The following is a 14422-nucleotide window of genomic DNA, read 5'->3' on the forward strand; positions in this document are numbered from 1 at the left end:
TGACCTGCCACTGAACTTTCATCCAACGGCGATTAGAGCCTCGGCGGTTTTGACTACGCCAATTGGCGTGTTGGTAGCAACCGGCGGAAACGCCAAGCTTTCATCTTGCGCAGCGTTGGAGCCGGTTGCGGCGATGGATCCAGCATAGTCTGCCGGGGTTTGGTATCCCAGCGACGAGTGTGGCCGGAAATTGTTGTAATCGTCGGCCCATTGGGCGATGGCGCTGCGGGCGTGATCGAGGCCAAAGAACAGGCTTTCGTTGAGCAATTCGTCGCGCATCCGACCGTTGAAGGATTCAACATAGCCGTTCTGCATAGGCTTTCCTGGCGCGATATAGTGCCACTCAACCTTGTGATCCTTCGACCAGGCCAGGATGGCATTCGAGGTGAGTTCCGTGCCGTTATCGGAGACAATCATTCCGGGCTTGCCGCGTCGTTCGATCAGCGTCGTCAGTTCTCGGGCGACACGGCGGCCGGAGATTGAGGTGTCCGGGATTGCTGCCAGGCATTCCCGTGTCACATCATCAACGATATTGAGGATCCGGAACCGTCTCCCGCATGCAAACTGGTCGTGCACGAAATCGAGAGACCAACGGGCATTTGCTTTCGCCTCGACCAGGATCGGCGCACGCGTGCCGACGGCCCTTCGTCGAGCCTTCCGCTTGCGAACCGAAAGCCCTTCCTCGCGATACAGCCGATAGATGCGGTTGACGCCGGATGGCTCTCCGTCCCGCCTGAGCAGGACGAACAGCCGTCGGTAGCCGAAGCGCCGTCGCTCGTTGGCGAGATCGCGCAACTTTGCTCGCAATTCGACCTCCGGCGGTCGGCAGGACCGATAGCGGATCATCTTGCGATCAGCCGAAACAATCTGGCAGGCCCGCCGCTCCGAAAGACCCATTATGTCCTTCAGATGTGCAACGGCGTCACGCTTGGCGGCAGGCCCTACCATTTTTTTGCGAGAAGCTCGCGGAGTGCGGCGGCATCGAGCATCTGCTCGGCCAACAGCTTCTTAAGCTTGGCGTTCTCTTCTTCGAGTGCCTTCAGGCGCTTCGCCTCGGACACCTCCATACCGCCGTATTTGGCTTTCCAGTTATAAAATGTTGCGTCCGAAATCCCATACTTGCGGCACAGGTCGGCCACCTTCATGCCTGCCTCCTGCTCCTTCAGCACCGCAATAATCTGCTCTTCCGTAAATCGCTGCTTCTTCATTCGTCCGTCCTTTATCGGGCCGGACTCTAATCCATTCTGGAGGAAATTCTCAGTGGCAGGTCAGTTGCTAATTCGGCCTGTATGAAGATCATAACTTCAAGACAGCGCTCATGAATGTCCTGTGCGGGATGACGACCGGAAAGTTGCATCAAGGCAGCTAATAGCTTTGTACGCTCTTCTGTATTTAAAGAGCTTTTGAGGACCGTTAGCAGATCAATATCACTCTGCGGTTTTAATGCGCCACCCAGAGCAGAGCCATGAATATAAATCCCGAGTAGTTTGTCCTGTAAGATTTTTTTAAAACTGACGAAGCTGCTAATGTTTGTGCTGTAATCTCAGGCTCAGTCTTCTGCATAGTAGAACATTCTCGGAATTAGTATCTATGGCGCAAGTATACGCCATAGATATGTGTGTCGTGTGATTAAATATACCGTTCTTCTTTGAACAGCGCATAGGCAATGAATGCAATAACCAGCATGACACCGAGATACCAGAATGGTGCCATCGGGTTTTTATTGGTTATCTCCAGTAGCCATGTAACAACGATTTGGGCTGTGCCGCCAAAGATGGTAACGCCGATTCCATAGGTCATAGCTGTTGCTGAAGCCCGCACGGATCGCGGGAATGCTTCCATAATAATCAGAAGACCGGTAGTGAGCAGCGCGCCCAGAGCTGCTATCGTCACTAGCAGACTGATGAAAAACGGCCAGAATTGTGCAACCAGTTGGAAAGACATCCATGAAGAGATCAGACTGATAGCAATGATCGTGAGTGCCAGTGGTTTACGTTTTGGCAGCCGGTCACAGGCAAGTCCTGCAAGTAAAGCAAAGATAATCATCACAATACTGGTTGCAGCACTGATCATATAGGACATAGTCGCGTCCATGGCGGTGATTTCTTTGAGATAGGTGGGCATATAGAAGACCATGATATACATCAGCAAAGTCATTGGCATCACCATGAAAATGGCGATGAAAAACTGACGGAAATGCGTCGTCACCAGTTCTTTAACCGGATTAGTTGCTCCAGTTGCATCATCATGTTCCGCGCCAACGAAGGTCTCATTGATGTGGGCACGGATATAGAGGCCGACCGGAATGATGAGTAGAGCGAAGATAAACGGCACGCGCCAGCCCCAGCTATGAAGTGCTTCATCTGACAGAAAATAGGTTAAACCGGCACCAAAAAGTGCGCCGCACATAGAACTTAACCCCTGACCGATAAACTGCCAGCTAACAAAAAAGCCGCGTTCATTTTTGCCAGCGGATTCCATAAGTAAAGTTGTGGCCGCACCGATTTCGCCACCCGCAGAGAAGCCCTGTAGCAAGCGCCCAAGTACAATCAACATAGGTGCAGCCCAACCGATCATTTCATAGGGCGGAGCAAAACCGATCAATGCACTACCAGCAGCCATCAACATAATGGTCAGCAACATTGCTGATTTACGCCCCTTACGGTCTGCATAGGCACCGATCAGAATACTGCCTAGTGGCCGCATGATAAAGCCGACCCCAAAGACGGAAACGGCGATTAGTAACGAAACAAGCGGATTATCTGATGGAAAAAATACTCTGCCGATGATTGCAGCAAAGAAACTATAAACGGTGAAATCAAAGATTTCGAGAAAGTTGCCGACACCGGCAGCGGCAATCAGTTTGGTTTTCTCAGCGCGGGTTTTTAACCCGATCTGTTCGGTTTCCTCACCAATCAAGGCATGACTGTTTGACATTATTCTCCCTCCTACAAGAGAAGCAGAGCCTAGCCAACAGTTCGGGTCATGCCAATGGCCAGATTTTATTAATTCAGCAATAAATGAAATATGGGATTTTATAAAAAGCAGCTTTGTTAGGTCTAATTTTCAATGTTTCAGGGAACTCTTTTACAGTTACGACAATGAAAGCTAAAAATCCCTCTTGAGCTGTGCAGATGTGTAGCTTATTCCTGATGTCAAAGAGCAAAAATGCGGGAATTATACTTATGCAAGCCGTTGATAAATCAGCCATTGATGCCGTTATGCGCAGTCTTTCAGACCAGTATAAAGGACCAGGTGGCGTTGCTGCTGTCATCAAAGATGGTGAGGTGATTTCAAAACGCATCTGGGGTTATGCTGATCTGGCGAAAAGAGTGCCTATGAGTGCGGCAACTCTGATGCCAATCTGTTCTGTCAGTAAGGAATTTACCTGCGCTGCACTGCTTGATGCGTTTGGTGACACCGCCGCTTTAGACGATGCTCTCGCTTCATATCTGCCTGATTTCGAAGGCGCGCGTCCTAAGGTTGTTGATCTGTGTAATAACCAGTCCGGCTTGCGGGATTACTGGGCGCTGACTGTGATCTGCGGGGCTGATCCAGAAGGATTATTTACACCTGATGATGCGCGTAAATTGTTGGGTAAACTTCGCACAACCCATTTTGAAAGTGGCACGCATTACTCTTATAATAATGGCAATTTCCGTTTGCTCTCTTTCCTGATTGAAGAGAAAACCGGTCGCTCGCTTGACGAGTTGTTACGTGAGCGCATTTTTCTGCCAGCTGGTATGAAAACAGCGGGTCTGTTCCCCGATACATCGGTTACACCTGGCGGCGCTGTCGGTTACGAAGGCAATATCGTGTCTGGCTTTACGCCAGCTGTGAATAATATTCATTGGAGCGGCGATGCAGGTATTTGTGCATCGCTCGATGATATGATTGCGTGGGATCAGTTTATTGATGCAACGCGGGATGATGAAAACGGGATATATAACCGCCTGTCCCGTCCGCAATTTTATAAAGACGGAAAACCGGCTTGTTATAGCTTCGGCCTGAATCATCTGAATTTTAACGGTGTGAAAATTACCGGGCATGGCGGCGCTTTGCGCGGCTGGCGTTGTCAGCGCTTGCATGCTGCCGAGCATCGCCTTTCGGTGATTACAATGTTCAACCATCAGGGCGGCGCTTCGGGTGCCGCAGAACAATTGATGCGGGCGGCTTTGGGGCTTCAAAAAGCAAAGACGCAAGCTCTCCCTGTAGATGCGGAGTGGTATGGCAATTATTTCGATCCGCAAACAAAGCTGAGCCTCAGTCTTGCTCCGGCAATGGACGGACAGGTGCATGCCCGTTTTGCTACGTCGCCGGAAATGATGACAATGCAGAGCGATGGAGGTTTGCGGTCAACTGGTATGGTCTTGCAGCGAAACGGCGATGCTGTTTCTTTGCGTAGAGAAGCTGAAAACCTGTCAGCGCAGATGCATCGTGTTTCCGGCGAGGGGCGGGCGGATATTGCCGGTTCTTACTATTGTGCGGAAATGGATGCGAGTTTTGTCTGTGAGATCGCCGGTGACGCAGCTTATGCGGCGTTTGATGGCTTTCTCGGTAAAGGGCCGATGCAGCCGCTTTATGCGATTGCCGAGGATATTTGGTTGCTGCCTTGCCAGCGTGGCATGGATGCTCCGGCTCCGGGTGACTGGACGGTGGTTGCCGAGCGTGATGCAAAAGGTGCGATTACAGGACTTACAATTGGCTGCTGGCTTGCCCGCGGACTGAGCTATAAAAAGGGCTGATATTAAAAAAACCGCCGGAAATTCCGGCGGTTTTTATTTGTTCTGAATTCATTTTCAATAGCGAAATTTATTCCCGTTGAAAATGACTGGCATCAGAATTTTGATGTCAGAGAGATGAAGTAGCTACGTCCGTTTTCAACAAAGTTTGATTCAGATTTTGGCTGCTTATCAAAGATGTTATTTACACCTGCACGGAAGGTGAAGTTCTCGGTCGGATCATATTTGAACGAAACATTGGCGATATTGTAAGCCGATACGTTCTGAGCGGTGAGTGTTTCAGGAGTGGAAACGTAATCCACCTGTTTGCCATAGAATGCCAAACCACCTGTCACACTGAAATCTTCACGAACCTGCCATGTCAGTTCAGTGTTGATGGAGTATTTCGGATCAGCTGAGAGCGGCATACCTGTTTCAAGGTTACGGCTTTCGATCAGATAAGTGAACGAGTTCGTCCATGTCCAGTCCGGATGCGGATTAACAGACAGGTTACCTTCAAAGCCTTGTGTACGTGCACGGTCAATATTGATCTGCTGTACGTATTTTGTGCCATCAGGCTGGATCAGTGATGCTTTACGGGCTGATGTGATCTTGTCATCAATTTCATTATAGAAATATGTCAGACCGGCTTCCCAGTTATCCTGAACATAAATACCGCCCAGCTCAAAACTATTGCTGGTTTCAGGCTTCAGATCAGGGTTACCAACCATTTCGCAAGGGCCGCCAACGGCGCCACAACCACGACCACGCGATGTCTGTACCCAGTTTGGATTGAGCTGGCGCATGTTCGGCGCTTTAAAGGCTTGAGCCCAGCCGGCTTTCAATGTCAGATTATCGTTGACATCATAATTTAAGTACAGGCGCGGGCTTGCATGAGTGCCAAATTTCTCATGGCGATCAATGCGCAGCCCCGCGGTGAGTTTCAAATCATCAGTTAGTTTGATCTGGTCTTCCGCGAAAATAGCAGCTGTCCAGATGCTTGTTTCGGTTGAGCCTGTGGTTCCGGTAACAGAGTTTGGTTTGCCGAGATTTTCTGGATCTTTCATTGCTTCGTGGCGATATTCAGCGCCTAAAGTTAGATTCTGCTCGAACAAAAAATCGAGCGGCATCGATACTTTACCGTCGAGCGTGTAACTACGTACGTTGATTGTCGTGTCGCCGGTGATATCACCTGCACGATTTGTGGTGTTATGATGGTTATCTGCATCTTCAAGAGAAGCTGTGATTGTAGATGTACCAAAATCCCACTCTCCGACATGGCGTAAAGATGCGGTCGTGCGGCGTATAGATGTTTTGCTGGTGTCAATTGCACCATCGGCGAGTGACGGTTTATATTTTTCTTTACCAGTGCCGACTTCTAGCTCAAACATCTGGTTATCGGTTGGTGTCCATGTCAGACGACCGGCAACGTCGTAATCATCACTTCCGCCCGGCGTTTGAATATCATTGTGACGGGAAGGATCGGACGCGTCTTTTCTGCTGATATTACCAAAGGCAGTGAATGTCAGTTCTTCAGGTACGATGGGCCCGCTCACATAAGCGCCAACCTTTTTGGTGACACCTGTTGCCTTGCTTTCAGGCTGAATCCATTCCGTTGTCAGCGAACCAGTCCATTTGTCACCAGATTTTTTGGTGATGATATTAACAACGCCACCCAGTGCATCTGAACCATAAAGGGTGGACATAGGGCCACGCACCACTTCAATACGATCAATTGCATCAACCGGCACCCAGTCGAGATCGCCGTTATAATGACGCATTGTTGTAAGGCCGGAGCCGACGCGCTTCCCGTCAATAAGGATGAGCGTATAACCGCTGCCCATGCCGCGCATGCTGATGCCGCGCGTACCATCACTGCCAAAGCCGACATTCAGGCCCGGAACTGTTCTGAGGGCTTCTGTAATATCAGGTGCGCCTTTTTGCTGTAACTGTTCCTGCCCAACAACTGAAATGCTGGCAGGGGCATCTTTTACATTTGTGGCGACAGAGGATGCTGTAACAACAATCTGTTCAAGAACAATGGCTCCGCCCGCAGGTTTTACATCATTTTCAGCAGTTTCTTGTGCTGAAACCGCAGCGCTGAAGGTTAGCAGACTTGTACTAACCAGCAGGATTGACTTCAAAACTTGTGTCGATCGCATTGTCATAATCACCCCTGACATTAATATGAGTTAATTACTCCTATTAATGTCAGGGAATAAATGGTCAAGCTAAAATGCTTATTAATACACGATAAACGATTTTAAAAATTCAGTGTGGGAAAAATACACTAGAACATAAATCCTTAAACCTGGATCAGTTTAAGGAAAAATTATGCTCTAATTTTAATGTGTTAGTGCGTGGCACGTTGCATGTGGTCAGTGTGCTCGCTCTAGATTTTTTTAACTGTCGCATGTTCGCGGCAGCTCAATGAGTTCATGCCCCTGCGATATGCTTTAGGGCACAGCTTATTCTTGCGAACTGAAATCAGCTGTTTGTTTCGTATCAAAAATGCTCTCTCAATGTCCTGCCTGATGCGTGGGTTAGCCAGCGCGGTGACCAGGCGGAAGATGAGCAGCTACCGCCGCAGTTGACCCGCTTTGCAGGTGGCTGGCTTCTGTAGGCTTTGTTTTTGGGTTGCAAGCGCATCAACGGAAACTCCGAATAGCTGGATCGCCTGTGCTATATTCGATTTTGGTGAAATACCGATGACCATTCTGCGACGGTATTATGATAAGTTCGGCAATGGTCGTTTGTTTCAGCTTGGCCGGATTGAACTGTCGTAATCAGAATATTTAGCAAACAGGCGCAGCTTCGTGCAATGTGCAAAATAAAGCTGCGTTTTGCGCAATTTTTCAAAGAAATATTTATAATTCGGATAGTTTTCTTGCTTTTAATCGGATAAATCATTGCGATCATAATATGCGAACATGCCGGATTCCGGCAAAGTTTCATATTTCTGAATAAGTATATTGTCTGAGACGTTGTTCTGCATTGATATCTCAGCAGGTTCCGCACTGTACCATTTTACAGGCAGAACCCTGTATAAACAGGATAAAAAGATGAGTGTTTCCGGTGCTTCCGGTAAAGCTGCCAGTAAAAATGACAAGGTAGCTCCGGTATTGAATTCGCCTGCGCGTGTGCTGTTTGCCAGCCTTGTAGGTACGACAATCGAATTCTTCGATTTTTATGTTTACGCCACTGCCGCCGTGCTGGTGTTTCCTGCCGTATTCTTTCCGGCAAGTGATCCGACGTCTGCAATGTTGCAATCCTTTGCAACATTCTCGATTGCGTTTTTTGCCCGCCCGTTTGGCGCTATGGTTTTCGGCCATTTTGGTGACAAGATCGGCCGCAAAGCAACATTGGTTGCTGCCTTGATGACCATGGGGCTGTCGACTGTCATTATCGGTTTGCTGCCAACTTATGCGCAGATCGGTGTCGCTGCACCGCTGTTGCTGGCGCTTTGCCGCTTCGGTCAGGGGCTTGGTCTTGGCGGTGAATGGGGCGGTGCCGTGTTGCTCGCCACAGAAAACGCCCCTGCCGGTAAGCGTACATGGTATGCGATGTTCCCGCAGCTTGGTGCGCCGATTGGCTTTATTCTTTCTGCCGGTACGTTCATCATTCTTGGTGCAACACTGACCAATGAACAGTTCCTCAGCTGGGGCTGGCGTATTCCTTTCGTGGGTTCGATCCTGCTGGTGGCTGTTGGTCTGTATGTTCGTCTCAAAATCACTGAGACCCCTGAATTCCAGAAAGCTATGGATAAGCAGGAGCGCGTACAGGTGCCGCTGGCAGCTGTGTTCAAAAACCACAAACGCGCACTGGTGCTCGGTACTTTCTCGGCACTGGCAACATTCGTATTGTTCTATCTGATGACAGTCTTCATGTTGTCCTGGGCAACGCGTCCGGTGGAGCAGGCTGGCCTTGGCTATTCGCGTGAGCAGTTCCTGTTTATCCAGATGGTTGGCGTTGCGTTCTTTGGTCTGTTGATTCCTGTTTCTGGTCTGCTGTCTGATCGTTTTGGCCGTCGCTTCATTATGATCCTCACAACCATTGGTATTGGTGTGTTTGGTCTGTTTATGGCGCCATTGCTGAGTGCAGGTCTTGTTGGCGCAGTCTTGTGCTCGATCATCGGCTTTGCTCTGATGGGTATGACCTATGGTCCGATTGGCGCAGCGCTGGCTTCGCCATTCCCGACATCTGTCCGTTATACAGGCGCGTCGATGACCTTTAATATGGCCAGTATTTTTGGTGCATCTCTGGCGCCATATATTGCGACATGGCTGGCAACGACCTACAGCCTTGCGCATGTTGGTCTGTATCTGCTGGTTGCAGCGGTCATTACCTTGCTGGCTATTCTTGGTCACAAGGACAAAGAATTCTCATCCTGATCTGACAGGCAGAGAGAAAAAGGAGCCGCTTGCGGCTCCTTTTTTGTTTGTCAGTCCATAAAAATATCGGGAACTGGTAAGTGGCAGAATTTGCTCTATGTATATCAGAGTACATAAGTAACAGGAGAGATAATCAATGGCGCAGGTGACACCGCAGGACATTCTGGATTTTTGGTTTTCAGAAGCCACTGAGGCACATTGGTTTGTGCGTTCTGATGATCTTGATCTGCAAATCCAGCAGCGTTTCGGAGCGGTTTATGAGCAGGCTGTTGCGGGCGAGCTTGCCGATTGGAAGAAGGATGCCAAAAGTGCTTTGGCGCTGACGCTTATTTTCGATCAGTTTCCGCGCAATATGTTCCGTGGCAGTCCAAAGGCATTTGCCAGTGATCCGTTAGCTTGTGCGCTGTCAAAATATGCGCTGGAGCATGATTATGATCAGGCTGTTGATGAAAAGGCGCGTCAATTCTTTTATCTGCCGCTGATGCATAGTGAAGTCGTGGAGGATCAGGAGCAATGTGTGAAGCTCTATAAGGCGCTGGGTAATGATTTTGCCTTGGGTTTTGCCAAAGAGCACCGCGATATTGTCGAGGAATTTGGTCGTTTCCCGCATCGCAATGCGGTTCTCGGGCGTAAAAACACGCCGGAAGAAACTGAATTCCTGAAAACCCATACAGGCTTTTAAGCAAGCTCAGGCGGCGGATTGTGCAGCCATACGCTTCTCATGCTCCAGCAGCCAGCGTTTGCGCCATAATCCGCCACCATATCCTGTCAGCGCGCCGTCAGAGCCGATGGTGCGGTGGCATGGGATGATGATGGAAAGCTGATTGGCACCATTGGCATTGGCCACGGCACGGATGGCATCGGGGCGTCCGGTGTTCTCTGCCAGTTCGGCATAGGAACAGGTCTGCCCCAGCGGTATCTCCTGTAGTGCATCCCAGACAGAGCGGGTAAAGGCCGGAGCATAGAGTGCGAGCGGTGTCTTAAAACCGGTAAAGCCACCAGTAAAATAGAGCTTCAACTCTGCTTCGATCTGATCAATCGGTGGTAGGCGACCAAAGCTGATCGAAGATTTGGTATATTGGCGCAGTTTTTTCAGCTCATTCGGCAGGCCTTTACGCTCAAAAAACTCCAGCAAATGCAGATGATGCTGGTCGGCAACGGCGAGCATGGAACCGATAGGCGTTTCCAGCCAGTCGGCTTTGAGCAGCTCACGGCCTTTGAGTTGTGCAGGTGTATCACCGATCAGCTGGGTGATTGCCTCGCGAAAGCCGCTACCGGAATCATAACCGGCATCAAGCTGTGCATCGATTATCGAATTGCCAGCTGCAATGCTTTCAAGTCCGCGTGCTTTGCGACGCAGGCGCGCCATATCCAGAAACGTCATGCCGATATGGCGCTTGAAGGCACGGCGTACGGTTGATGGATCAAGCTCCATGGCAATGATATCATCTTCGCACCAGAAATGATCAGGGCGTGCATCCAGACAATCCAGCAATTTGGCAACAACCGGCTCTTTACCACGGAAGAAATCCAGCGGACGGCAGCGCTGACAAGGGCGGAAACCCGCCTCCATACAGGTTGCCGGATGATCGAAGAAACGGCTGTTCTCGAATTTAGGCTTACGTGCCGGACAGGACAGGCGGCAGAAAATGCCGGTACTGGTGACGCCGACAAAAACATGGCCGTCATAGGACTGGTCACGGTCAAGAAGGGCCTGATAGAGGATTTTCGGATCTGGTAATGTGAATAGCATAACGAAACTCTATCATGGTTCGTGATCTGTGCCGCCGGAAATCGGGCGTCTATTTTTTTGTTTAGGGCAGTTCAAACGGTTCAGTCAAAATCTAATATGAATTACTGACAAATGCGATAGGTGCAGGATTTGCCATGACAACCCATATCAAGATGCAGATTGGTTTTATGGGCGTCGTCTGCTTCTGGCCCTAAGACTGTCATGAAAAGAGAGCAGCTTTTTGCATGTAATGCACGCCAGAATTGCTTTTGCTTGTCCTTGCCGTTCCAATCTTTTGCGAGTTCAGTTGTCTCACCATTGGTCAGTGTAAATGACATGATATCTAATGCATTGGCAAAAGCATGTTCTGAGACACGGCCATTCGCACCATTATTGACATTGCGGCATTGATAATGCGAACCGGAGCCAATGGTTTTAATATCGCTGCCAAGATGGGTTTTTGCGAGGCTATTGGCCTGCTGCACCCATTCATTGAGCGCAACAGCCATGGTGCAATTTGTCGTCACCGGTTGATCGAGTGCTATTGATATGGGTTTGTTAAATGCGGTGATCTCAAGCGGACTTCTGATCTCGCATTGGCCTTCTTTCACAGGGGGAAGGACTTTGCCGGTGATTTCGTTTTGCAACAGGGGCAGACAGGCCGCCTGATAAATTCGCTCAGGTTTTTGCATATTCTGTGGCTCAGGCGTGGGGCTTTGTTTCGGCTCTGGTTTTGGTAAAGGCGATGCGGGTTTAGGTTGCTCAATGGCAGGTTTCGTTGCCGGAACAGGGACAGGTTTTGCGATTGCCGGAGCGGTTGCAAAAATGGAGATGAGCATAAAAAGCGATAGAAAATGCCGAAAACTCTGCATCACAATCCTTTTCTGAAGGTGCAAAACCACGTGGGTTTTACATAAGTGTGTTTTTATAAACCGCCAAACTGCGCTTTGAGTTCCCGTTTTTCTTAATTTACCTTCAAACTCGCTCTTCTATGCAGCTGACAAATTATGTTAGAGGGGGCTATGAGCGCATACTCTTCTGTTCCCCCTGTTTATAATCCGCCGATGGATCCGGTTTCGGTGATCTATCAGGATACGGATATTCTGGTGCTGGATAAGCCAAGCGGATTGCTATCTGTGCCGGGGCGCGATCCTGCCTTGTCGGATAGTTTGGCAACAAGGGTACAGAAGCAGTTTCCAAAAGCTCTAATGATCCATCGTTTGGATAAGGACACATCCGGCGTTGTGCTGATGTCGCTGAACCGCAAAGCCCATGCGCAGATTGCCAGACAATTTGAAGAGCGCAGCACGGAAAAATCCTATGTCGCTGTCGTCTGGGGCAATGTGGCTGAGGATGAGGGGTTGATTGATCTGCCCTTGACGATTGATCCGGAGAATAAGCCGCGTCACCGTGTGGATTATGAACATGGCAAAGCTGCACAAAGCCGATGGCAGGTGCTGGAGCGGAATGAACAGACAACACGTGTGCGCTTGTTTCCGCTGACCGGGCGCACGCATCAGCTGCGTGTGCATATGAAAGCCATCGGTCATGTGATGCTCGGTGATGAGTTCTATGCGGAAGGCGCTGCATTGCAGGCGGCAGACCGGTTATTGCTGCATGCGGAAAGTCTGAGCTTCCGGCATCCTGATGGTCGTACTGTAACTTTTACTATTCCCTGTCCGTTTTGAGAGAAGATATGCAGCAAGCAGATGATACAGACCTGATTGTTGATTTTGTCGGCGGTGCCGTGGGGCATCGTTTCCGCTCCGGTGAGGGGCGCGGGCAGGCGCTTGCCAAAGCGGCAGGACTGGTGCGCGGTGTTACACCGGATATTGTGGATGCTACAGCCGGACTTGGCCGCGATGCATTTTTGCTGGCAGCCTTGGGGGCAAAAGTAACGCTGATTGAGCGTTCAGAGAAAATGCATGCTTTGCTGGCGGCAGGGCTGGAACGGGCAGCAGCCGAAGGCGGGCGCTTAGCGGAGACCGTGGCGCGTATGACACTGTTGCACGGGGATTCCTCAGAGCTGTTGCCAGCGTTGAACCCGCAAGTGGTGTTGGTTGACCCGATGCATCCGCCGCGCGGAAATACAGCGCTGGTCAAAAAAGAAATGCGTCAGATCCGTGAGATTGTCGGTACTGATCCTGATGCGGAAAGGTTGATGCAGGTGGCGCTGGACGTTGCGCTCAACCGTGTTGTGCTGAAGTGGCCGCTACGTGCCGAGCCGATGGCAGGTATTCGCAAGCCATCGCATCAGATTTTAGGAAAAAGTACGCGCTATGATGTGTTTGTCAAAGCGAAGATTGTTTAATATTTAAGCCAGCCCATAATGCCTTTAGCGGCCGCGCGGCCTGTGGCAAAGCAGGCGGTGAGCAGATAGCCGCCAGTCGGCGCTTCCCAATCCAGCATTTCACCGGCAACGAAAACGCCCGGTAATTTATGCAGCATGTAGTTTTCACTGACCTCATCCCAGACAATGCCGCCAGCAGAAGAAATCGCTTCCGCGATCGGACGCGGGCGAAGTAATGGCAATTGCAGATTTTTAATCTGCTGGGCGAGGCCTTCCTGTGTTCGTTGCTGAATATCTGGTACCAGCTCGCGCAATAAGGCGGCTTTGACGCCTTCCAATCCTGTGGCTTTGCGTAGGCGGTTGGAGAAGCTGCTTTTGTTGCCCTGTTTGGTGATGTCGCGGATCAGACGTTCCAGCGGGCGGGCGGGTGTGAGGTCAAGCGAGAGGCTGGCTGTGCCATTTGTCTCTAACTGATCGCGCAATGCGGCAGTATGTGCGTAGATCAGGCTGCCTTCGATGCCATGCTGTGAGATAACAAATTCGCCTTCGATCCGGCCTGCCGGTGAAGTGACAGCAACGGATTTCAGCGGTGCGCCTGCATAGCGCTCGCGGAAAAGCGCACTCCATTCAACATCAAATCCGCAATTGGCGGGGCGAAACGGCGCAATATCTATGCCTTTTTCTACAAGCCACGGCACCCATACCGCATCAGAACCAAGGCGCGGATAGCTTGCACCACCCAGAGCCAGCAAAACGGCATGATGGGTTTTCTTAATTTCACCTTCCGGCGTATCGAATAACAGGGCATCATCGCTGAAGCCTTTCCAGCGATGGCGTTTTAAAATCGTAACACCTTGTGCTTCCAGACGTGTAACCCAGTTGCGCAGGAGCGGTGAGGCTTTCATACGCTTTGGAAAAACACGTCCCGAACTGCCGGTAAAGACCTCAATATCCAGCTTTTCAGTCCATTCGCAGATATCGGCAGGTGTGAAGGCATCGAGTGCCGGAATTAATTGCAGTGTGGCGGAACCATAGCGGGTACGAAAACGTTCATAGGGCTCTGAATGGGTGATATTGAGCCCGGACTTTCCTGCCAACAGGAATTTGCGTGCAACTGTCGGCATGGCTTCATAAACCGTAACATCATGTCCGTTTGCGGATAAAATTTCGGCAGCAGCAAGCCCCGATGGGCCGCCGCCGATAATCGCAATGGTCGCGTTGTTTGTGGTTGTGGTTGTCAATGTCATCCGGTTCACCTGCAGTTCAGCTTGTTTTAGCTAAGTTCGAA

General features: G+C 50.2%; 12 protein-coding genes. 5 read left to right on the forward strand and 7 right to left on the reverse strand.

The features are described from left to right. Positions 1-18: 18 nt before the first annotated feature. The 3 genes from QUF18_RS07790 to QUF18_RS07795 form a co-directional block, all read right to left on the reverse strand. Positions 19-1208 (reverse strand): IS3 family transposase gene (locus tag QUF18_RS07790; protein ID WP_289386482.1). Its coding sequence is split into 2 segments (ribosomal slippage): positions 19-956 and positions 956-1208, totalling 1191 coding nucleotides; the frame shifts between segments, so codons are not numbered across the junction. Between the two features lie 26 nt (positions 1209-1234). After that, positions 1235-1528, reverse strand: coding sequence for a nucleotidyltransferase domain-containing protein (locus QUF18_RS20375; RefSeq protein ID WP_353074501.1), 294 nt, complete (start codon positions 1526-1528; stop codon positions 1235-1237). A 101-nt stretch (positions 1529-1629) separates the two neighbouring features. Continuing rightward, a complete protein-coding gene (locus QUF18_RS07795; protein ID WP_289386502.1) occupies positions 1630-2937 on the reverse strand; it encodes an MFS transporter in 1308 nt (435 codons plus the stop codon). A gap of 248 nt (positions 2938-3185) precedes the next feature. On the opposite strand from QUF18_RS07795, the gene QUF18_RS07800 reads away from it, so the two are divergent. Continuing rightward, on the forward strand, positions 3186-4745 hold the full coding sequence (locus QUF18_RS07800; RefSeq protein ID WP_289386503.1) for a D-aminopeptidase: 1560 nt from the start codon (positions 3186-3188) through the stop codon (positions 4743-4745). A 92-nt stretch (positions 4746-4837) separates the two neighbouring features. On the opposite strand, the gene QUF18_RS07805 is transcribed toward QUF18_RS07800, so the two are convergent. Beyond that, the gene (locus QUF18_RS07805) at positions 4838-6883 is read right to left on the reverse strand and encodes a TonB-dependent receptor domain-containing protein (protein WP_289386504.1); all 2046 of its coding nucleotides are present in this window, start codon (positions 6881-6883) and stop codon (positions 4838-4840) included. 900 nt (positions 6884-7783) lie between these two features. On the opposite strand from QUF18_RS07805, the gene QUF18_RS07810 reads away from it, so the two are divergent. Then, positions 7784-9112: an MFS transporter gene (locus tag QUF18_RS07810; RefSeq protein ID WP_289386505.1), complete on the forward strand. Its 1329-nt coding sequence runs from the start codon at positions 7784-7786 to the stop codon at positions 9110-9112. Between the two features lie 136 nt (positions 9113-9248). Next, on the forward strand, positions 9249-9794 hold the full coding sequence (locus QUF18_RS07815; RefSeq protein ID WP_289386506.1) for a DUF924 family protein: 546 nt from the start codon (positions 9249-9251) through the stop codon (positions 9792-9794). 6 nt (positions 9795-9800) lie between these two features. On the opposite strand, the gene QUF18_RS07820 is transcribed toward QUF18_RS07815, so the two are convergent. Both QUF18_RS07820 and QUF18_RS07825 read right to left on the reverse strand, forming a co-directional pair. Then, positions 9801-10865 (reverse strand): bifunctional transcriptional activator/DNA repair enzyme AdaA, encoded by a 1065-nt coding sequence (locus QUF18_RS07820; RefSeq protein ID WP_289386508.1) that lies wholly within the window; start codon positions 10863-10865, stop codon positions 9801-9803. 101 nt (positions 10866-10966) lie between these two features. Next, positions 10967-11716, reverse strand: coding sequence for an extensin-like domain-containing protein (locus tag QUF18_RS07825; protein ID WP_289386509.1), 750 nt, complete (start codon positions 11714-11716; stop codon positions 10967-10969). Between the two features lie 150 nt (positions 11717-11866). Between QUF18_RS07825 and QUF18_RS07830 the strand changes: the two genes are divergently transcribed. Both QUF18_RS07830 and QUF18_RS07835 read left to right on the forward strand, forming a co-directional pair. After that, a complete protein-coding gene (locus tag QUF18_RS07830) occupies positions 11867-12532 on the forward strand; it encodes a pseudouridine synthase (RefSeq protein ID WP_289386511.1) in 666 nt (221 codons plus the stop codon). A gap of 8 nt (positions 12533-12540) precedes the next feature. Then, entirely contained in the window at positions 12541-13155 is a 615-nt protein-coding gene (locus QUF18_RS07835) for a class I SAM-dependent methyltransferase (protein ID WP_289386512.1), read from the forward strand. Here QUF18_RS07835 and QUF18_RS07840 read toward each other — a convergent pair. Next, the gene (locus QUF18_RS07840; protein ID WP_289386513.1) at positions 13152-14381 is read right to left on the reverse strand and encodes a TIGR03862 family flavoprotein; all 1230 of its coding nucleotides are present in this window, start codon (positions 14379-14381) and stop codon (positions 13152-13154) included. The two genes, QUF18_RS07835 and QUF18_RS07840, sit on opposite strands and share 4 nt — an antisense overlap. Positions 14382-14422 lie beyond the last annotated feature (41 nt).

It is taken from the genome of Pseudochrobactrum kiredjianiae (assembly GCF_030362795.1).
Taxonomy (GTDB): domain Bacteria; phylum Pseudomonadota; class Alphaproteobacteria; order Rhizobiales; family Rhizobiaceae; genus Pseudochrobactrum; species Pseudochrobactrum kiredjianiae.